22 protein-coding genes are annotated in these 21095 nt (G+C 38.8%); 14 read left to right on the top strand and 8 right to left on the bottom strand.

All coding sequences use genetic code 11. The annotated features are described in order from the left end of the window. Positions 1–72: 72 nt before the first annotated feature. The gene (locus G0028_RS08640) at positions 73–1761 is read right to left on the bottom strand and encodes an AMP-binding protein (RefSeq protein WP_130073707.1); all 1689 of its coding nucleotides are present in this window, start codon (positions 1759–1761) and stop codon (positions 73–75) included. A gap of 114 nt (positions 1762–1875) precedes the next feature. Continuing rightward, positions 1876–2499, bottom strand: coding sequence for a TetR/AcrR family transcriptional regulator (locus G0028_RS08635; protein ID WP_180045431.1), 624 nt, complete (start codon positions 2497–2499; stop codon positions 1876–1878). Positions 2500–2646: 147 nt separating this feature from the next. Here G0028_RS08635 and G0028_RS08630 point away from each other — a divergent pair, with 147 nt between their 5' ends. From G0028_RS08630 to G0028_RS08595, 8 genes are all read left to right on the top strand, one after another. Continuing rightward, entirely contained in the window at positions 2647–3819 is a 1173-nt protein-coding gene (locus tag G0028_RS08630) for an isovaleryl-CoA dehydrogenase (protein WP_130073709.1), read from the top strand. Between the two features lie 108 nt (positions 3820–3927). Then, the gene (locus tag G0028_RS08625; protein ID WP_180045430.1) at positions 3928–5529 is read left to right on the top strand and encodes a carboxyl transferase domain-containing protein; all 1602 of its coding nucleotides are present in this window, start codon (positions 3928–3930) and stop codon (positions 5527–5529) included. A 10-nt stretch (positions 5530–5539) separates the two neighbouring features. Further along, on the top strand, positions 5540–6337 hold the full coding sequence (locus G0028_RS08620; protein ID WP_180045429.1) for an enoyl-CoA hydratase/isomerase family protein: 798 nt from the start codon (positions 5540–5542) through the stop codon (positions 6335–6337). 10 nt (positions 6338–6347) lie between these two features. Further along, a complete protein-coding gene (locus G0028_RS08615; RefSeq protein ID WP_180045428.1) occupies positions 6348–8342 on the top strand; it encodes an acetyl/propionyl/methylcrotonyl-CoA carboxylase subunit alpha in 1995 nt (664 codons plus the stop codon). Next, positions 8339–9256 carry a hydroxymethylglutaryl-CoA lyase gene (locus tag G0028_RS08610; protein ID WP_180045427.1) on the top strand — a complete coding sequence of 306 codons (918 nt, stop codon included), beginning with the start codon at positions 8339–8341 and terminating at the stop codon, positions 9254–9256. The genes G0028_RS08615 and G0028_RS08610 overlap by 4 nt, the downstream gene beginning before the upstream one ends. 62 nt (positions 9257–9318) lie before the next feature. After that, positions 9319–10023: a CoA transferase subunit A gene (locus tag G0028_RS08605; RefSeq protein WP_130073714.1), complete on the top strand. Its 705-nt coding sequence runs from the start codon at positions 9319–9321 to the stop codon at positions 10021–10023. 4 nt (positions 10024–10027) lie between these two features. Beyond that, positions 10028–10654 carry a CoA transferase subunit B gene (locus G0028_RS08600; protein ID WP_130073715.1) on the top strand — a complete coding sequence of 209 codons (627 nt, stop codon included), beginning with the start codon at positions 10028–10030 and terminating at the stop codon, positions 10652–10654. A gap of 201 nt (positions 10655–10855) precedes the next feature. Next, entirely contained in the window at positions 10856–12277 is a 1422-nt protein-coding gene (locus G0028_RS08595) for a short-chain fatty acid transporter (protein WP_180045426.1), read from the top strand. Between the two features lie 147 nt (positions 12278–12424). Here G0028_RS08595 and G0028_RS21050 read toward each other — a convergent pair whose 3' ends face one another. Then, positions 12425–12814 carry a hypothetical protein gene (locus G0028_RS21050; protein ID WP_227554792.1) on the bottom strand — a complete coding sequence of 130 codons (390 nt, stop codon included), beginning with the start codon at positions 12812–12814 and terminating at the stop codon, positions 12425–12427. 327 nt (positions 12815–13141) lie between these two features. Here G0028_RS21050 and G0028_RS08585 point away from each other — a divergent pair, with 327 nt between their 5' ends. Further along, positions 13142–13588 carry a universal stress protein gene (locus tag G0028_RS08585; RefSeq protein WP_130073717.1) on the top strand — a complete coding sequence of 149 codons (447 nt, stop codon included), beginning with the start codon at positions 13142–13144 and terminating at the stop codon, positions 13586–13588. 169 nt (positions 13589–13757) lie between these two features. Beyond that, positions 13758–14201 carry a universal stress protein gene (locus tag G0028_RS08580; RefSeq protein ID WP_130073718.1) on the top strand — a complete coding sequence of 148 codons (444 nt, stop codon included), beginning with the start codon at positions 13758–13760 and terminating at the stop codon, positions 14199–14201. 87 nt (positions 14202–14288) lie between these two features. Here G0028_RS08580 and G0028_RS08575 read toward each other — a convergent pair whose 3' ends face one another. Continuing rightward, on the bottom strand, positions 14289–14522 hold the full coding sequence (locus G0028_RS08575) for a hypothetical protein (protein ID WP_130073719.1): 234 nt from the start codon (positions 14520–14522) through the stop codon (positions 14289–14291). Between the two features lie 346 nt (positions 14523–14868). Here G0028_RS08575 and G0028_RS08570 point away from each other — a divergent pair, with 346 nt between their 5' ends. Next, positions 14869–15339 carry a CinA family protein gene (locus G0028_RS08570; RefSeq protein WP_180045425.1) on the top strand — a complete coding sequence of 157 codons (471 nt, stop codon included), beginning with the start codon at positions 14869–14871 and terminating at the stop codon, positions 15337–15339. A 125-nt stretch (positions 15340–15464) separates the two neighbouring features. After that, positions 15465–15929 carry a hypothetical protein gene (locus G0028_RS08565; protein WP_174492803.1) on the top strand — a complete coding sequence of 155 codons (465 nt, stop codon included), beginning with the start codon at positions 15465–15467 and terminating at the stop codon, positions 15927–15929. A 68-nt stretch (positions 15930–15997) separates the two neighbouring features. On the opposite strand, the gene aroC is transcribed toward G0028_RS08565, so the two are convergent. The 4 genes from aroC to G0028_RS08545 all read right to left on the bottom strand — a co-directional run bounded on the left by aroC (position 15998) and on the right by G0028_RS08545 (position 18967). Further along, positions 15998–17092: a chorismate synthase gene (gene aroC, locus G0028_RS08560; protein ID WP_180045424.1), complete on the bottom strand. Its 1095-nt coding sequence runs from the start codon at positions 17090–17092 to the stop codon at positions 15998–16000. Positions 17093–17104: 12 nt separating this feature from the next. Continuing rightward, positions 17105–18115: a 50S ribosomal protein L3 N(5)-glutamine methyltransferase gene (gene prmB, locus G0028_RS08555; RefSeq protein WP_130073723.1), complete on the bottom strand. Its 1011-nt coding sequence runs from the start codon at positions 18113–18115 to the stop codon at positions 17105–17107. Positions 18116–18207: 92 nt separating this feature from the next. Then, positions 18208–18594 (bottom strand): hypothetical protein, encoded by a 387-nt coding sequence (locus tag G0028_RS08550; RefSeq protein WP_174492806.1) that lies wholly within the window; start codon positions 18592–18594, stop codon positions 18208–18210. A 148-nt stretch (positions 18595–18742) separates the two neighbouring features. After that, positions 18743–18967, bottom strand: a complete 225-nt coding sequence (locus G0028_RS08545) for a hypothetical protein (RefSeq protein WP_130073725.1) — start codon at positions 18965–18967, stop codon at positions 18743–18745. A 137-nt stretch (positions 18968–19104) separates the two neighbouring features. Here G0028_RS08545 and G0028_RS08540 point away from each other — a divergent pair, with 137 nt between their 5' ends. Together G0028_RS08540 and G0028_RS08535 are read left to right on the top strand one after the other, a co-directional pair. Beyond that, positions 19105–19413: a hypothetical protein gene (locus G0028_RS08540; protein WP_180045423.1), complete on the top strand. Its 309-nt coding sequence runs from the start codon at positions 19105–19107 to the stop codon at positions 19411–19413. 160 nt (positions 19414–19573) lie between these two features. Further along, complete coding sequence (locus G0028_RS08535) at positions 19574–20947, top strand: ABC1 kinase family protein (protein WP_180045422.1); 1374 nt, start codon at positions 19574–19576, stop codon at positions 20945–20947. The last annotated feature ends 148 nt before the right edge of the window (positions 20948–21095 follow it).

Below are 21095 nucleotides of genomic sequence, written 5' to 3'. Positions count from 1 at the left end.
TAAATGAAACGCACCAAGCCCAAACAATATCACTTGCAATAGAACTTAGTGCGACTTTGGATCACTTAAAGTTTAAGCGATTTCTTTTAAATTTAATTCATTACGCATAAATTCTTGAAGTTTAAATTTTTGCGCTTTTCCTGAAGCAGTCATCGGAAACTCAGTAAAGAATCGCACATATTTCGGCACTTTATTATGTGAAATATGCTCCTTACAATACTGACGAATGCATTCTTCTGTCACCTGATGATGATCATGTAAAATAATACACGCACATAACTCCTCACCATAACGTGGATCAGGTAAACCAATCACTTGCACATCAGATACATCAGGATGGGTATATAAGAAGTCTTCGATTTCTTTCGGGAACAAGTTTTCTCCGCCACGAATCACCACATCTTTAATGCGCCCTTTAATTTTAACAAAACCTTCTTCATCCATTTCAGCAATATCACCCGTATGCATCCACTTCGCAACATCAATCACTTCTTTGGTTTTTTCTTCATCTTCCCAATACCCCAACATCACTGAATAACCACGTACACACAATTCACCGAGTTTGCCACGAGGTACAATTTTTCCTTGCTCATCGATGATCTTCACTTCAAGATGAGGTTTCACCCGCCCTACTGTGCCCACACGGCATTCAATCGGGTCTGTGGTTGAAGTCTGCATACTGACAGGTGCAGTTTCAGTCATACCATAACAAATGGTAATTTCACTCATATGCATACGATCAATCACACGTTGCATGATCTCACGTGGACATGGACTACCGGCCATAATGCCTGTACGTAAACTACTTAAATCAAACTGATCAAATGTTTCTTCTTCGAGCATGGCAATAAACATGGTCGGTACACCATAAGCTGCTGTACATTTTTCTTGTTCAATGGCTTTTAAGCTTGCCAACGAATTAAACACGGCGGATGGATACACCATGGTTGAACCATGCGTGATACAGGCAAGATTACCCATCACCATACCAAAACAATGAAACAGTGGCACAGAAATACAGACACGATCTTGTGGTGTTAAATGAATGCCTTCTCCCACAAAATAACCATTATTTAAAATATTATTGTGGGTTAACATGGTCCCTTTGGGATTCCCTGTTGTACCCGAAGTAAACTGAATATTAATGGTTTCATCAAATTGTAGGTCTTGTGCAATTGCCTGTAATTGCTTTAGTTCTTGTTGGCTAGGTTGGCTTAGCAAGTCTGAGAAACGATGAATACCTTCATGCTGTTGCTCATCTATTTTGATCACATATTTTAAATGAGGAACTTTCTCAGCATTTAAAACTTTATCCTGTGCAGTCTGAATTTCAGGGGCAATTTGAGTCAGTACTTGCTGATAATCAGAGCTTTTAAAAACTGAAGCAATGATCAACCCTTTACATGAAACTTTATTCAGTACGTATTCCAACTCATTTTTTTTATAAGCAGGATTAAGATTGACCAAAATAATGCCTGCTTTAAAAGCAGCAAACTGGGCAATCGTCCATTCCACACAGTTGGGAGACCAAATCGCAAGGCGATCACCTTTTTGAAGCCCTAAACGCAATAAACTACAGGCAAAGGCATTGACTTGATCTTGCAGCTCTTGATAACTGAGCCTGATATTTTGATGAAGACTGATCACCGCATCCTGATCAGCATACATCTGACATGCTTCATCAAATTTTTCACCAATCGTCATCCCTACTAAAGGTTGTTGACTTGTTCCATATGCGTAACTTAACCGTACTTGCGACATTGAATCATACTCCTTGATTCTTTGTGATTTTGCTTTTCTAATCTCTAATCTAATTGTTTTCCTTGATCACTTGTCGAAACAGATTTTATGTGTATTTAAAACGTTAAATAAATATTAATCCTCCTTGCTTTGCATCGCATTTACACAAAAATCGGCAATCTGTTTCACAAAATAATCTTTATAGGACTCATCAAACATCACATTTCTTGAAGGATTTAAAGGTTCAATCACCACAAATGTCATTGCACCCACTACACAAAGTGCAGCTGTATTTAAATCTTCAAAACCGAATTCACCTGTGGTTTTTCCTTGAGCCAAAATTTCCTTCATGCTTTGTTTGATCAATTGTTTACTACGAAAACGACCATGCTCTAACTCTGGGTCGACAGGTTCAAACATCAGTGAATATGCCAGTTGTGGACTATTCATTGCACGCCTAACAAAAGTCGTAACTGCTTTATGTAACTTTTGCGTCGCAGTGAGCTCACCTGCCGCAATATGATTCAAAATATCAACTTCAACATGGATTGCATCATCTAACACCTCTATCAGCACTTGGCTTTTATTGGCAAAATAACGATAGACCAAGCCGCTTGATACGCCTGCTCGGTCAGCAATCGCTTGTATCTGTGCATCTTTAAATCCACCTTCAGCAATTAATTCACGTGCAGACTGCAAAATCGTTTTGCGATTTTGTTCCATTCGCTCTTGCATTAAAGATGATCGTTTATAGCTCATATTTTGTATTCTCAACCAATTAAAATGAATTGTAAATCAATTTTTGAATTTATATTCACTTTTTCAAAAAAAACATGTATTGTAAATTTAGCAACAAGAAAAAGTGTTTTTTGGCACAACAACTAAAACCGTTAGGATGACAGGACGATGAACCTACACAGTATTGATTTTGGATTGGATGAAACATTAATTGCACTCCGTGATTCAGTGGCTGCTTTCTGTGCAAAGGAAGTTGCACCGCTTGCTAAACAAGTCGATCAAGATAACTTATTCCCCCATCACCTTTGGAAAAAATTTGGTGATATGGGACTTCTGGGTTTAACCGTAAGCGAAGAATATGGGGGTACGAACTTAGGTTATCTTGCACATATTTTGGTTATGCAAGAAATTTCTCGCGCTTCAGCGGCTATCGGCTTGTCTTATGGTGCACATTCTAACCTATGTGTGAATCAAATTAACCGTAATGGCAATGCAGATCAAAAACAACGCTATTTGCCAAAATTGATTTCAGGTGAATATGTAGGCGCACTTGCAATGTCTGAACCGAATGCAGGTTCTGACGTGGTCAGTATGAAACTCAAAGCCGAAGATGCTGGGGATCATTTTATCTTAAATGGCTCGAAAATGTGGATCACCAATGGTGGCGATGCTGATGTTTTAGTGGTGTATGCTAAAACCGATCTTGCCGCAGGTGCAAAAGGCATGACCGCGTTCCTTGTTGAAAAAAATATGGAAGGCTTTAGTCATGGTTCACACCTCGACAAACTCGGTATGCGTGGCTCAAACACCTACCCGCTATTCTTTGATAATGTCAAAGTACCAAAAGAGAATGTTCTAGGTGGTGTTGGTAATGGCACGAAAGTCCTGATGAGTGGCTTGGACTACGAACGCGCTGTTCTCAGTGGTGGACCTCTTGGCATTATGGATGCTTGTTTAGATGTCGTCATTCCTTACATTCATGACCGTAAACAATTTGGACAAGCTTTAGGTGAGTTCCAACTCATGCAAGGCAAAATTGCCGATATGTATTCAACATGGTTAGCGTCTAAAGCGTTGGTTTATGCCGTCGGTGCTGCATGTGACAAAGCGGATCATGATCGTGGTTTACGTAAAGATGCGGCAAGTGCAATTTTATATTCTGCTGAAAAAGCGACATGGATGGCAGGTGAAGCAATTCAAACTTTAGGTGGCAATGGTTATATCAATGAATATGACACAGGTCGTCTATGGCGTGATGCAAAACTCTATGAAATCGGCGCGGGTACATCAGAAATTCGCCGGATGTTGATTGGTCGTGAATTATTCAATGAAACCAAATAATTGAACTTAATTTTCAAATGATCTTGGCATTGAAATCAATTTCAAGATCATTTCAACAACAGCTCTGCTGAACCAATAGTCGAATATAAAAAGACAAGGACGTTCCTGATGAATCAAATACAAAGCAAAATTAATATTCGAAGCGAAGATTTTAAAGCCAATCAAGCGGCGATGCAGCAACTGGTCGATGATCTTAAGCAAAAATTCGCAACCATTGCTTTGGGTGGTGGTGAAAAAGCCCGCGAAAAACATATTGCACGAGGCAAACTCTTGGCACGTGATCGTATTGATCAACTGATTGATGCAGGTACAGCTTTTTTAGAAATCGGTCAAATTGCTGGTTTTAATGTCTACGCTGATGATGTCCCTGCTGCAGGTGTCGTGGCAGGTATCGGGCAAGTCCAAGGCGTAAGCTGTATGATCGTGGCAAATGATGCAACGGTGAAAGGTGGAACCTATTATCCACTCACAGTGAAAAAGCATTTACGTGCACAAGAAATTGCTGAACAAAACCATTTACCGTGTATTTATATGGTGGATTCAGGTGGTGCATTCCTGCCGATGCAAGATGAAGTTTTCCCTGACCGCGACCACTTTGGACGTATCTTCTACAATCAAGCGCGTATGTCGAGTATGGGCATCGCTCAAATTGCGATTGTGATGGGCAGTTGTACCGCAGGTGGTGCTTATGTGCCTGCCATGTCAGATGAAACCATTATTGTGCGTAACCAAGGGACGATTTTCTTGGGTGGTCCACCACTAGTCAAAGCAGCGACGGGAGAAGTCGTGACTTCAGAAGACCTCGGTGGCGGTGATGTACATACACGTCTTTCAGGTGTTGCCGATCATTTGGCTGAAAATGATGAACACGCGATCTTAATTGCACGCAATATCGTTAAAAATTTAAATAAAACGCCAAATCAAAATAATATTGAAATCGAAGAACCGCTTTATGCAGCAGAAGAACTCTACGGCATCATTCCAACGGATACCCGTAAACCTTTTGATATTCGTGAAGTCATTGCTCGTATTGTGGATGGTTCACGTTTAGACGAGTTTAAAGCACGTTTTGGCACAACACTCGTCACAGGTTTTGCTTCAATTTATGGCATGAAAGTCGGCATCATTGCCAACAACGGGATTCTATTTTCAGAGTCTGCACAAAAAGGCGCTCACTTTATTGAACTGTGTACACAGCGCAATATTCCTTTGTTATTCCTGCAAAATATTACAGGCTTCATGGTAGGTCGCCAGTATGAAAATGAAGGCATTGCCAAACATGGTGCAAAACTAGTTATGGCTGTAGCAACTGCAAATGTACCGAAAATCACCATGGTAATCGGGGGTTCATTTGGTGCAGGGAATTATGGCATGTGTGGTCGTGCCTACTCGCCTCGTTTCCTCTGGACTTGGCCAAACTCGCGTATTTCGGTGATGGGTGGCGAACAAGCTGCAAGTGTGCTCTCCACTTTAAAACGTGACCAAATTGAATCTAAAGGTGAAAGCTGGAGTGCTGAACAAGAAGATCAATTTAAACAACCGATTCGTGATCAATACGAGCATCAAGGTCATCCATATTATGCGTCTGCACGCTTATGGGATGACGGTGTGGTTGACCCTGCTCAATCTCGTCATGTTTTAGGTTTAAGTTTAGCGGCTGCACTCAATGCACCGATTTTACCAACCAAGTTCGGCGTGTTCCGTATGTAAGGAGTGCAAAATGGATTTTCAGTATTTACAACTCGAACAACAGCAGCAAGTCGCAACGGTTTGGATCAATCGTGCCGAATTGCATAATGCCTTTAATACCCAAGTCATTGAAGAATTAAACCAATGTTTTCAGCATCTCAATACACGTGATGACATTCGCGTGGTGGTTTTAGCAGGTCGTGGCAAAAGCTTTTCTGCGGGTGCTGACCTGAATTGGATGAAACAAGCAGGTGAAGCCTCACAAGCAGACAATGAAGCTGATGCTTTAAAACTGGCAAAAATGCTGCAAAGTTTAGCGACGTTAAAACAACCGACCATTGCGCGTGTGCATGGTGTCGCGTTTGGTGGAGGGATGGGATTAGCTTCTGCCTGTGATATTTGTATCGCCAGCACTGATGCAAAATTTGCAACCTCGGAAGTACGCTTGGGTCTAGCCCCTTCAACCATTAGCCCTTATGTGATCCGTGCCATTGGCGCACGTCAAGCATCACGTTATTTCCTCACTGCTGAGCGTATTTCGGCAGAACAAGGCAAAGCGATTGGTTTAGTGCATGAAGTGACCACACCTGAAACTTTAGATGAAAAAGTAAATGAAATTGTGAGCACGTTATTGTTGGGTGGACCACAAGCACAAGCCGCTTCAAAGCAACTGATTCACATGGTTAGCCAAGAAAGTTTAACCGAGGATTTACTCATTCAAACTGCTCAGCATATCGCACATGTACGTCAGGGTGCTGAAGCAAAAAATGGATTACAGGCGTTTTTAAATAAACAAAGCCCTGAATGGAATACAAACAGTACAGAATAAGGACAACACCATGTTTGAAAAGATTTTAATTGCCAATCGTGGCGAAATTGCTTGCCGTGTCATTCGTACTGCAAAAAAATTAGGCATTGCAACGGTAGCAGTATATTCAGATGCAGATGCTAACTCACAGCATGTCAAACAAGCAGATGAAGCGGTTTATATTGGTGAATCCCCTGCTTCACAGAGTTATTTACAAGCAGATCGGATCATTCAAGCGGCTTTAGATACAGGTGCGCAAGCGATCCATCCCGGTTATGGTTTCTTGTCTGAAAATGATCAATTTGCCCTTGCTTGTGAAAAAAATAATATTGTATTTATTGGACCTCCTGTTGCTGCAATTTTGGCAATGGGGCTTAAAGCGACTTCAAAAGCCTTGATGGAAAAAGCAGGTGTGCCTTTAACACCGGGCTATCATGGCAGCAACCAAGATGCAGCATTTTTAAAACAACAAGCCGATGGTATTGGCTACCCTGTTTTAATCAAAGCCAGCGCTGGTGGTGGCGGTAAAGGCATGCGTCTAGTTGAACGTGAAACAGACTTTTTAGATGCGTTGTCTTCATGTAAAAATGAAGCAAAATCAAGCTTTGGTAATGATGAAGTTTTAGTTGAACGTTACGTGGTGAATCCACGTCACGTCGAAGTGCAAGTCTTTGGCGACTCACACGGCAACTATGTGCATTTATTTGAACGTGATTGTTCAGTACAACGTCGTCACCAAAAAGTGCTTGAAGAAGCCCCTGCCCCAAAAATTGCTGAAGAAAAATTGGAAGCCATGCGTAAAGCGGCAATTGATGCAGCAAGTGCGGTGAATTATGTCGGTGCTGGAACAGTTGAATTCATCGTTGAACAAGATGGTACAGCGTACTTCATGGAAATGAATACCCGTCTTCAAGTTGAACATCCTGTGACTGAAATGATCACAGGGCAAGACTTGGTTGAATGGCAGCTGCGTGTTGCAAGTGGTGAACCATTACCCAAATTACAACATGAACTCAGCATCAACGGTCATGCCATCGAAGCACGAATCTATGCCGAAGAACCTGAAAAAGGTTACTTACCTGCGATTGGGAAAATTCGCTACTTACATTATCCTACGCAAAATGAACATGTTCGTGTTGATAGTGGCATTGTGCAAGGTGATGAAATCACGACTTATTATGATCCAATGATTTCTAAACTGATCGTATGGGGTAAAAATCGTGATGAAGCCTTAGTCCAAATGCATCATGCACTTGGGCATTTCCATGTTGAAGGTTTGGGCAATAACATTGCATTTTTAGACCGAATCATCCGTTGCGATTCATTTAAAAATGCAGACTTAGACACCAATCTGATTCAACGTGAAGATGAATTTTTATTTAAAAATATTCGCACTGCGGATACCAATTTAATCATCACTGCAGCATTTACCGAGCTTTTAAGCCGATTTAAAGCCAATAAAACCGCAAATAATCCTGTTTGGCAAAATCAATCCATTTGGCGTTTGAACCAAGCCAACCGCTACCCTGTCAAATTTAATTTGGCTGGGCATGAAATTATCGTCCATTTCCGCCCCGTTGCTGATCAATTCATTGCTGAATATCAAGATTTACAACTACAAATCTCGGGTCAATTACTCAATGAAAATACAGTGCACATCGACCTCAATGGTCTAAAGCAAAAAATTGCGTTTAACCGTAATGAACAAGCTTTAACGGTATTTTCAAATGCACAAAATTACATTTTTGAACATATTCAGCCAAAAATCAGCAATGAAGACAGTTCAAGTAATGAAAGTAATTTAAAAGCACCGATGCCAGGGGTGATTACCAAAGTCTTGGTTTCAGCGAAAGATCAAGTGAAAAAGAATGATATTTTACTGACACTTGAAGCGATGAAAATCGAATATACCATTCGTGCGCCACAAGACGGCGTGATTGCAGCAGCCTATTTCCAAGCGGGTGATCAAGTCAAAGCGGGTGATGAATTGGTTGAATTTGAATTACTCACGGAGAATGTGGCATGACTTTAGCGCACGACAACTTCGTGAAAATCGTTGAAGTCGGTCCTCGTGACGGACTGCAAAACGAGAAAACACCTTTAACACTCGAACAACGTAAAGCCTTAATTTTAGACTTAATGCAAACAGGACTGACTTCAATTGAAGTCGGCTCTTGTGTCTCAGCAAAATGGGTGCCGCAAATGGCAAATAGCGACCAACTCTTTGCCGACTTGCCGAAAAATCCTAATATTGGTTTTAGCTTACTCACGCCTAATCTTAAAGGTTTTGAATCTGCTTTAGCAGTCGGTTGCCAAGAAGTTGCGGTCTTTACCGCTGCCTCTGAAAGTTTTACCCGTAAAAATATCAACTGCTCAATCGATGAGAGCTTTGAAAAATTTGCTGATGTTCTCGCCGCAGCCAAAGCCAACAACGTCAAAGTTCGTGGCTATGTCTCATGTATCGTCGATTGTCCTTATGAAGGTGCAATTGACCCGAAGCAAGTCGCAAAAGTCACCCAACGATTGTATGACATGGGTTGTTATGAAGTTTCTTTAGGTGAAACCATCGGCACAGCAACGCCTGATCGTGTTAAAAAAGTCTGGGAGGCATGCCTTGCTGAGTTAGATGCAAAAGTACTTGCAGGACATTTCCATAATACCTATGGCATGGCGATTGCCAATATTTACCAATCGCTTGAGCAAGGCATCCGCGTTTTTGACTCATCCATTGCAGGCTTAGGAGGTTGTCCTTATGCCAAAGGTGCTTCAGGCAATGTGTCAACCGAAGACCTATATTATTTACTGTCGAAAATGGGCTTCGAAACAGGAATTAATTTAGACGCACTCATGCAAGCAAGTCGAAATATCAGCCAAGTTCTAAACCGACAAAATCCTTCAAACTACGCCAATGCCTATTGGCAAACTCAATGCGCTTCGTGATATAAACCATACATAAGTGCAAGAAAAATTAATGGAATAAGATCGTAATAACAAGGTGAAATATGCTCAATAAAGTTTATGCAAATGCAACGGATGCATTACAAGATATTGTCCAAGATGGGCAAACTTTAGCCGTTGGCGGTTTTGGTCTCTGCGGTATGCCTGAAGCTTTAATCTCGGCATTAAAAGCAACAGGTGTCAAAGACCTGACATGTATTTCCAATAACGCTGGTGTGGATGGTTTTGGTCTAGGTTTATTGTTAGAAACCAAACAGATCAAAAAAATGATCGCCTCTTATGTCGGTGAGAACAAAGAGTTTGAACGTCAGTTTTTAAATGGTGAACTTGAAGTTGAACTGACACCACAAGGCACTCTAGCAGAAAAACTACGTGCAGGTGGTGCAGGTATTCCTGCTTTTTATACCCAAGCAGGTGTCGGGACTTTAGTTGCCGAAGGCAAAGAAGTCCGTAATTTCAATGGCAAAGATCACATTTTAGAAGAATCACTCACTGCAGATATTGCCTTAGTGAAAGCCTACAAAGCAGATAAAGCAGGGAATTTAATTTTCCGTAAAACCGCACGTAATTTTAATCCTGATTGCGCCACCGCAGGAAAAATCACCGTGGTTGAAGTAGAAGAATTAGTTGAAGTCGGTGAGCTAGATCCAGATCATGTGCATCTGCCAGGAATTTATGTGCATCGTATTATTGTCAATGCTCAGCCTGAAAAGCGCATTGAACAATTGACATTAAAATCAGAGGGATAAAGTCATGGCTTGGACACGTAATGAAATGGCACAACGTGCTGCACAAGAACTTGAAAATGGTTTTTATGTCAATTTAGGCATCGGATTACCGACCCTTGTTGCCAATTATATCCCTGAAAATATGGATGTTTGGCTACAATCTGAGAATGGTTTACTCGGCATTGGCGAGTTTCCAACAGAAGAAACAGTGGATGCAGACCTGATTAATGCAGGTAAACAAACAGTCACCGCACGCTCAGGTGCTTCATTTTTCGCAAGTTCACAATCTTTTGCCATGATTCGTGGCGGCAAAGTCAATATTGCCATTTTAGGGGCAATGGAAGTTTCTGAAACAGGTGACCTTGCCAATTGGATGATTCCCGGCAAAAAAGTCAAAGGGATGGGCGGTGCAATGGATTTGGTTGCAGGTGTACAAAAAGTCGTAGTGTTAATGGAGCACTGTGCCAAAGATGGTTCACCTAAAATCGTAAAAAACTGCGAGCTCCCATTAACAGGAAAAGGCGTGGTTGACCGTATTATTTCTGATTTAGGTGTTTTTGATGTCACCGAACAAGGGATTAAATTGGTTGAACTTGCCGAGGGTGTCACATTGGATGACGTACAAAAAGTCACAGGTGTGAGCATCTTATAACTACTGTATGATCGCTGAAATGCCCATGAGACATGGGGGAACTAAAAGCCTATCAACACCTGTAAAAATATAAGACTTTCAATGTCTTATATTTTTACCTATTATAATATTTTTCACATAAAAAATATTTATCTATTAAATCAATACCACTAATTGTACATCAGGCATGCATATGTAAAACAAAATTCAAGGATGATACACATGAGTAATTCTCAAAATATTTTGCAAAGGTTTGCAATTAAAGTCAGTGATTGGTCTGAAAAATGGTTTCCTGACTCCTATATTTTTGCCCTTTTAGGGGTGATTATCGTGGCTATTGCCTCAATGGCTATCGGCGCACCTGCAACACAAGTTGCTCTTTCATTTGGTGATGGTTTTTGGAGTTTGATTCCATTTACCTTACAAATGTGTATGTTGATCGTGGTGGGTTATGTTGTATCTGTGTCTAAACCGATCAAATTTATCATTAACAAGCTCGCACTCATCCCAAGTTCAGGCACAGGTGGTATTGTGCTTGTGGCAAGCATTAGCTTATTGGTTTCATTAATTAACTGGGCAATGAGTACTGTGCTCACAGCGCTATTGGTCATTGCGCTTGCGCAACGTAAAGAATTAAATTTGGACTACCGTGCTGCCGCAGCCGCTGCAATTATCGGTATGGGGGCAACATGGGCATTGGGAATCAGTTCATCTGCTGCTCAACTACAAGCCAACAAAGCCAGTTTACCTGAATCCATCTATCAACTCACAGGCGTCATTCCTTTTACTGAAACGATTTTTTTACCACAATCACTCATTATGACGGCAGTGCTGATTATCGCTTCAATTGCAATCGCGTATTTTTCTGCACCTAAAGGGCAACATGTAAAAACCATAGATCAGTTTAATGTCAAACTTGATCAAGAAGATACTGAAATACAGGATACTGCTGCAATCCATAAACGTCCGGGAGATTGGTTAGAAAACTCTCCTATTCTCAGTATTCTGATCGTGATCTTAGGCGCAATTTGGATGGTGAATGAGTTTTCTAAAAGCAATCCCATTCTCGCCATTTCCAGTCTAAATACCTATAACTTTATCTTCTTAATGTTAGGCATTGCACTACATGGCACACCACGTAACTTTTTAAATGCTGTGTCTAAAGCAGTCCCTGCAATTTCTGGTGTACTGATCCAATTTCCACTTTATGGCAGTATTGCTTTTATCATGACCCATGCCATGAATGCGCAAGACTTATCACTCTCACATTATATTGCTGAATTTTTTGTCTCGATTTCATCTCAAGAAACTTTTGCCATTGTCATGGGAGTTTACTCGGCTATTTTGGGCTTTTTTATTCCATCAGGTGGTGGTAAGTGGATCATCGAGGCACCTTATGTGATGCAAGCTGCACATGATTTAAAGTACCATTTAGGTTGGTCAGTACAGATTTATAATGCAGCCGAAGCATTGCCCAATTTAATCAATCCATTCTTTATGTTACCTATGCTTGGGATTTTAAAACTCAAAGCTAAAGATGTGATTGGCTTTACTGTAACTCAACTGATTTTTCATATCCCATTGGTTTTATTCTTACTGTGGGCATTAGGTCGCACTCTTACTTATGTTGCACCGACTTTTTAATCGTAGATTTTAACAAGCAATATGCAATACTTTTAATGGCATAGATTTAAAAGGCTTAATGCACAGCATTAAGCCTTTTTCTAGACTCGAACAAAGCATGATTTAAAATTCATACTGCTTAAAAGATCCAATCACCCATCTAAAAAATTATCTCGCTGCATACTCATCTTGCATGCATTTTTGCTCTATATCTGACATAAAGTTACTCACCATAACCATCTGCTGCATGATGTGCTGGCTCATTGGTATTCGATAAGCTTTGTCTACAAGCTCAAATAATTCATTTTTATTGTATTTAACATCCAGCTTTTGAATTTGATTGACTAAGTTTGTTGCTGACTCTCCATCCTGCCTACGACTCATGATTTTATGTGCATTATTACCTAGCACATAACAATGCTCATCGGCATGATTAGAGTAACTAAAATCTTGCTCTTGTGTATTGGTCGAAGTACTTTGCGCGATCGTATATGTAGACGTAACCGTAGCCAAAATCAGAATGATAAAACGAGTTTTATTTTTCAAACAAATAAACATAAATACACTTCCCTATATTGTTATATTCAAATTAACAATCAAAATGATCAATATTTTTATCTGAGAAAAACGCTCACATTTTCTCTACATAAATGCGGGTTATTTCTCAAAATTCAAGAGTGTTGTTTTAAATAAAAACAATATAAACCAAATATTTACCCAAGAGAATCTATTTTTAAATTTATTATCGTTTTGACGCAAAATAATAGTGTATCTATTGCATTTTTAGGCTATAACTAAATAAAGAACATAAACTTTGTTCTGTAAATAATTTTTATTAAATTTAATGATGATTATATTTTTGAATATTTTAAGAGGTCAATCATTATGCCGTATGAACATATTCTTGTCCCTGTCGATGAATCCCCGATTTCTTATGCGGCATTACAACATGCTGAAGAAATTGCCTTAAAAAACAACGCTAAAATAACAGTAGTGAGTGTATTGGCTGTTGATCCAATGTTTGGGGTTGATTTCTACCAAGTTGCACCATCTATTACTGAATATGTTTTAGCTGCTGAAAAAAATGCCCAAGCTCGATTGGACGAAATTAAAACCAATTTAAATCATCACGGCGTCAGCCAAGTGAACGTTAAAATTGTACGCGAAGTTTCACCAGCCACAGGCATTTTAAATGTCTTAAATGAAATTGGCGCAGATCTTATTGTGATGGGCTCACATGGTCGTAAAGGTTTAAAAAAGTTTGTTCTAGGTAGCGTGGCACAAGAAGTCCTAGGTGAGAGTTTCGTACCTGTATTGATCGTAAAGCAATAATAGTCAATTCTCTTTTATTTGCAAAATTAAAACCTGATTCACATTAAAAGTAGATTATTTTTTAAAAATGTAAATCTAAGATTGGCGCTCATAAATTTATGTGTTACTTATGCTCTATATTGCAATTTTTAATTTTGAATATAGAAATAATGACCACGGAGAAAATCAAATGACTTATCAACATATTTTAGTTCCCGTAGATGGTTCTCAAATTTCTTTTGCTGCTGCACAACAAGCAATTTCTCTTGCAAAAGCATTTAACAGTCAACTCACAGCAATTTGCTTAGTTGCAGAAGATCCTTTTTCAGGTGCGGACTTTTATTATAATGCCTCTATGATGAAAGAGTATTTAGAAGAAGCCAATAAAAATGCGTTGAAAGCACTAGATCAAGTCCAGCAATTCGCTGCTGCTGAAGGTGTTGCACTCACTACTGAAGTTGTTCATGGTTATGTAACTGCTGAAACCATTATTGATACGGCTGAAAAGAAAAATATTGATTTGATCGTCATGGGTTCACATGGGCGTAAAGGCTTCAAGAAATTTTTCTTAGGTAGTTTTGCTCAAGATGTTTTAAATCAAACCACGCTTCCTGTGCTCATCGTGAAAGAATAAACGCTATGCTTTAGAAAGAAAGCCTACATATATGTAGGCTTTCTTTATATGTCAATCTTAAATCTAAATAGTCAATAGATGCAGTGCTTAATTGATCGCAATAACCTTGACCAAGATTGTTTGTGACTCTTCAAAATCATCAAAAATTTGCTTACGGGTTAACTCTTTCGATTTAACTTTAAAGTCATGATTTTGATATTGAATTACATTTGGAATCTGATCAAAATATTGGCTGCCTGCCTCTAAATTTTCTTCAAATAATGGCGTACCTAGCTGATAATCTTTGCTTTTCAAAACAACATATTTTACAGTGGTCTTCATCAGTTGCTCCCTAATTTTCATACCCTTTATTTTTAGTTATAGCAGCTTTTGACTAACAATAAAGTAATTTCTGTTTAAGATCGTTTACTATTTCCTCGAACGATATGTTTAAGCAAATTTAAGCGCTTTAAATCGATCTTATCGTAAAATTATTGGTTACTTCCTATTGCCTGTAGCATAGGATTCGATGTTCACTCAAAAATTTTAAAAGCAAAAATATTGTATTAAGCTTATAAATCATTTCATTTTTTCTCTTACATCTTGTCTACATTTTCGCTAAGATCATAATGAAATGGGAACAAATATGAATGTGATGCGCTGACTTTTATACCATTAGGCAAACTTTATGTATTTAAAACCATGTTGTGATTTACTCGAACGTAAAAATCTAAAAATAGCATTTATTGAAAGTGCCAGTTCAGGGCATTTGAGTGCTCAGTTTTCGATTTATAAAAATAGTGGTGCAGATATTTTACTTGGGGGCTTAGTCAGCTATGACCCATCGATTAAAATCAAAATTTTAGGTATTGATCCTCAATTAATTGAACAACACACCGCTGAATCTGCCGAAGTCACTGTCGAAATGGCAATCAAAGGAAAGACACTTTTTGATCAAGCCGACCTTGTGGTGAGCTGTACCGGATTATTGAAACATGGGGGTAGTGAGTCTGCCTATAAACCTGTAGGTACATTTTATATTGCCATTTACTATTTAAATCAAATTTATCGTTTTCAATACCTTATACAAGGGTCTGCTGAAGAAAAATTACAGCAACTCACTGAATTAGTCAGTCAGGAGATGCTACAACTTTTATAAATTTTAGTTGAAATACAATTAAAAACGGTAAACTTGCTAACAATTGTTCACTTTTAGCAATTAAAACGTTAAATTTAACATATTCTCCACAGAGAAATAACAATCACATAACGATGGGTAATTTTATGAAACTTCAATTGGCTTTGGTTGCTACAGTTGCATTATTCACAGGTTGTGCAGGTTCGTATCCTGAACGTGTTGTAACAAAGGGACCATTAATTTGTGAAGCTGCAGAAGTTTGTCCTGAACTCGCAATGCGTTGGATTGATGAAAAACGTGATGGCTTTAAAATCACAGCTGAGATCAATCAACCGACAAAATATGATATTAAGCAATTTGTATTTTTAGTTGATGGTCAACCTTATGAATATTCAACGGTTAATCCAACACAATATACCGAACAGGTTTCATCAAATTCAATTATCGTCCCTGTTAGCTTCTTGAACTCTTTCCGTAATGGTAAAGAAATTTCTCTAAAATTGGTCACAGATCAAGGTGAAATTGATCGTCCAATTTTAAAAGCGGATGGTCAAAAATCTTCGGCTTATTTAACTTTCTTAAAAGGTTATACAGGCGAAGCAGCTCAATAATTTAATAATGAAGCCATAAAAAAACCAGACGCTCTGTCTGGTTTTTTATGTCAATCAATATCTCAAAATCACTTCGGCTCAATCGGTGCAAATGGCGCAACGACATCGGCATTTTGTGCACGATGACGCATAAAATGATCCATTAACACAATCGCTAACATTGCTTCAGCAATTGGTGTTGCACGTACACCCACACAAGGGTCATGACGACCTTTGGTCAATACATCCGTATCTTCACGATCCATATTGATGGTTTTACCCGGCGTCGTAATACTTGCGGTTGGTTTTAATGCAATTGCGACACGAATCGTTTGACCCGAAGAAATTCCACCTAAAATCCCACCTGCATGATTGGCAAGGAAACCATCTGTGGTTAATTCATCACGAGTTTCATGACCAAACTGCCCTGCAACCGCAAAACCATCACCAATTTCAACGCCTTTAACTGCGTTGATTCCCATCATGGCATGTGCAATATCTGCATCTAAACGATCAAATACAGGCTCACCCCAACCCACAGGAACATTTTCAGCCAAGATTTCAAGTTTAGCTCCACAGCTTGTGCCTTGTTCACGCAAAGACGTCACTAAAGCTTCAAAGCGTGGCAAAGCATCTACATCACCACAGAAAAATGGATTATTAGGTACTTCGTTCCAATCCAGTTTTTCAGCAACTTCTGTACCAATCTGAGTGACATGACCACGCACAACGATCCCAAACTTTTCAGCAAGAAACTTCTTAGCGATCGCACCCGCAGCAACACGCATTGCCGTTTCACGTGCGCTCGAACGTCCACCACCACGATAATCACGGAAACCATACTTTTGCGTATAAGTATAATCTGCATGTCCCGGACGGAAAGTCTGAGCGATATTACCGTAGTCTTTCGATTTTTGGTCTGTATTGCGGATCAATAAGCCAATCGGTGTACCTGTCGTTTTACCTTCAAATACCCCTGAAATGATTTCAACTTCGTCAGGTTCTTTACGTTGAGTCGCAAACTTAGATGTTCCTGGTTTACGACGATCTAAATCTTTTTGTAAGTCTTCTGCACAAAGTTCCAAGCCCGGTGGCACACCGTCTACAATTGCCATCAAGCCCACACCGTGAGATTCACCACAAGTCGTTACACGGAAAAGTTGTCCTATACTATTACCTGCCACGCGCATGACTCCTTATGCTTGAATAGACTGAATAAATAAATCACGGAAAGTACGACATTGTTCAGCAGTCAATGCAAAAATACCTGTACCGCCTCTTTGGAACTGTAACCAATAAAAATCAATGGTATTGAAGTTTTGTTTCATCGCCCATTCAGAATTACCCACTTCAATGACAATTAAGCCATTTTCCGTTAAATAATCTGCAGCTTGCGCCAACATTTTACGTACTAAATCTAAACCATCTTGCCCTGCTGCAAGTGCAAGTTCAGGCTCATGGTGGAATTCTTCAGGTAAATCTGCCATGTCTTCTGCATCGACATACGGAGGATTCGAAACAATCAAATCGTATTGATTTTCAGCAGGAATTTTTTCAAATAAATCAGATTCAAGCAAAGCAACTTGATACTGTTTATCATGATGTTCTGCATTGATCGAAGCAACTTCGAGCGCTTCTTTAGAAATATCCGTTGCATCCACTTCCGCTTCTGGATACGCATACGCTAAGGCAATAGCAATACAACCTGAACCTGTACACATATCTAAAATACGTTGTGGTGTTTTAGGGTTCGAGTTTTCAGGAAGGTTATTCACACCTTCACGCGCTTGACCATTTTCATCTAAACAATAGGGTGCAAAACGATTTTCAATCAACTCAGCAATCGGTGAACGTGGAATCAGAACACGCTCATCAACATAATATGGTTTACCGCAGAAATAAGATAAATTTAATAAATAAGATGTCGGTACTTTTTCATTGATACGGCGTTCTAATAAACTTAAAAACTCCGCTTTTTCACTCGGTAATAATTTTGCATCTAAAATTTCATTGTCTGCATTCCAGTCCAAAGACATGGTTTGTAACACCAATGCTGAACTTTCTGCAAAATAATCTTCTGTACCCTGACCTAAATGTGCATCGTATTGACGTAATGCTGTCACCCCAAAACGAATAAAATCACGAATGGTTACGAGGTGGTCAGCAGCTTCTTGTAAATGTTCAGCGCTAATAGTCGGTCGATCCACTTAAGGTCTCTCCAAGGTCAGTATATAAAAACGCTCTAATGATACCTTGTTTTGTTTACATTTATAATGCTTTAAATAGTTTCAAGCTAAAATCAACGATATTTATACGCCTGTTTTTCCAATAAATCGGCTTGTGCCTGTGTCTTTTTCAAAGCACAAGAATAATATTTACTGGCATGTCCTACTGATAATTTTACATTTTTAATCAGACAATGCTCATCACGTAAAGTCAGCCACTTTTCATTGATTTTTTCTTGAGCTTTACGCTTTTCTTTGACCAGAGCTTTCACATGAATATCTGCAAAATATTCATAACGTTTGGTTTGTTGTTTAAGTTCAGCTTTCATACACAGTGCTGCTTGCTCAGTTGATGACTGTGCACTGTTCATACATGAAATATAATCAGATGAATATCCCATCGCAAAAGTACTTGTACTCACCAAACCCAACAAACAGCAACCCCAATCTGCTAATTTCATATTTTTCCCCAAAAGTACGCAAATAAATCATTATTATTTCAACGATGAATACGGTCTAAAATAATAAAAGACTGAGAAAAAATTGCAATGTAAAATATAGACCTTACACTTTGGAGATATTCATCCTGTTGTTTTTATTTTAAAGTCGTTATTTGACGGTAAAAAAATGCTTTTCTGCCACCAACTTAATTTTTATACCTTTATAATAACGAGTCAAACTATCTTGTGACTGAGTGACATGGTCAAAAAATTTATCTTGTCCAATCAAACGCGCATAGGTTTTATAGCCGATTTCTAATTTTTCTGGGGTTTTATTGTTTTTTTTAAATTCATCAATTTTTTCATTGATCATTTTCAAATTAATTTCACTCATAGCACTTAAATCTCTCCATTTCTTTTAGTTTTAACAGGTTTTATTTGCATTTATATGACAATAAAGATGAAATTTGCCTTGATTTTATGTCCTCCTTACTCCATTTATAAAACGTAATCGATTATGGGCAAATTTCAATGAGCTATAAGCACAACAATTTGATGGCAATGCGTGTCCGTTATTGGGAGGATTCCGAAACAGATACAGTAAAAATCGAAAAGCAATTTTTACAGCAAATGCTGATCGAACATGGTGTATTTCAAGCCCCAACCCTTGAAGATGTTAAATATTTTTTCTTTAGTCTGCCGAGTATTATTATTGTCAAAGGTTATGCGCTTGGCTTTACCAACGGTGACATTAAAAATATGATTTCACAATATATTCAGGAAAATAAAAACAGTTTAATGCAGCATGAGACATTGAAAATTCAATATCGTATGTCCTAGCGATGCTTTTATCCTGTTTATTTTGAGCAAGATACAAAGTCATTTTTTGCATCGAAAAGATACGATATTGGTCAGGTAAAACTATTTTAATATGTGGATAGCATGTAAAATGCTACACACTATTGTATGCTCAATCGCCTACTTAAAGGATTTAATCTTCATGTCAGATCAGAATGATAAGCTTAAACAGTTAAAAACATCCTCTTTGGACAGACGCTTATCTATTGCGAAAGCGTCTTTGTTAGCAGGATCTCGTTGGGCTGCTTCAAGCGCAAGTTCACTCTTTTCAAGTGAAGAAGAAAAAGAAAAAAAACGTAAAAAAGCCATGAAAGAACAAGCCGACTATCTTGTCGCTGAAATTGGCAAGCTCAAAGGTTCTATCGTCAAAATCGGTCAAATGATGGCGTTATATGGCGAGCATTTTTTACCAGAAGAAATTACACAAGCATTAAATACATTAAATAATCAAACTGTTGCACTCGCTTGGCCTGCTATCAAGGAACAACTGGTCAGCCAGTTGGGGTCTAAAATTGATGATTTAACCATTGACCATGAACCGATTGGAACAGCATCTTTAGCACAAGTACATCGTGCAACTCGAAAATCTGACGGTTTAGAGTTAGTATTAAAAATACAATATCCTGGTGTAGCGGAAGCCATTGATTCAGATATGAGTTTATTTAAAAATATGCTCAAACTGACACGCATGGTGCCACAAACTCGTGAGTTTGATCAATGGTTTGATGAAGTGCGTGAAATGATGCATCGTGAAGTCGATTATGATGTTGAAGCTGCGACTACACGCCGTTTTGCTGATCGCCTCAAAAATGACGTGCGCTATGCTGTGCCACAAATTATTGATCAATACTGTACAGACCGTGTGCTCTGTATGACCTTCGAGCGTGGCGTGCCGATTAACAGCCCTGTGATGCTGTCTTTACCGCAAGAACGCCGTAACGCACTTGGAGAAGCTTCTTTAGAAATCGCCGTCCGTGAAATTTTTGAATGGGGCGAAATGCAAACCGACCCAAATTTTGGTAACTATTTAGTCCGCTTGGGTAATGGCGAAGACATCAAAGACAAGATTATTTTATTGGACTTCGGTGCAATCCGTCAGTTTGATGCCCAACTGCTAAAAGTTGCGCGTAACCTCATTAAAGCAGGTTATAACCATGACAGCAATGCCATGGTCAATGCCATGACTGGTTATGAATTTTTTGATGCTATGCCTGCAGGTATTAAACCCGATATGGCGAAAGTATTTTTATTGGCAACTGAAGCATTTAGCTCACCCATCAATAATCATGATTTACCGAAAGGTGTCATGGATGAACATAATCGCTATGACTGGAAGAAAAGCCAACTACATAGTCGTGTGATGCAACAAGCATCTAAATCTATGGCATCTCGTTATTTTAGTGTTCCGCCTAAAGAGTTTATGTTTATTAGCCGTAAATTTATTGGTGCTTATACCTTTATGACCGTCATTGATGCCAAAACCAATGTACGCAAGATGATCACACCTTTTATCTAAAATACGAGCTTGACTAAAATGATAGAATTTTAAATCTGTCATTTTAGTCAATAGCCAACTTTTGTTGGATTTTTAAAATTTTAAATTAATAATATTTTACAATAACTTAAACAAAATACATCTGCTCTATTTTCCATTTATCCACTTA

This window comes from Acinetobacter piscicola, assembly GCF_015218165.1.
GTDB lineage: Bacteria > Pseudomonadota > Gammaproteobacteria > Pseudomonadales > Moraxellaceae > Acinetobacter > Acinetobacter piscicola_A.
This window is presented reverse-complemented; position numbering and strand designations above follow the sequence as displayed.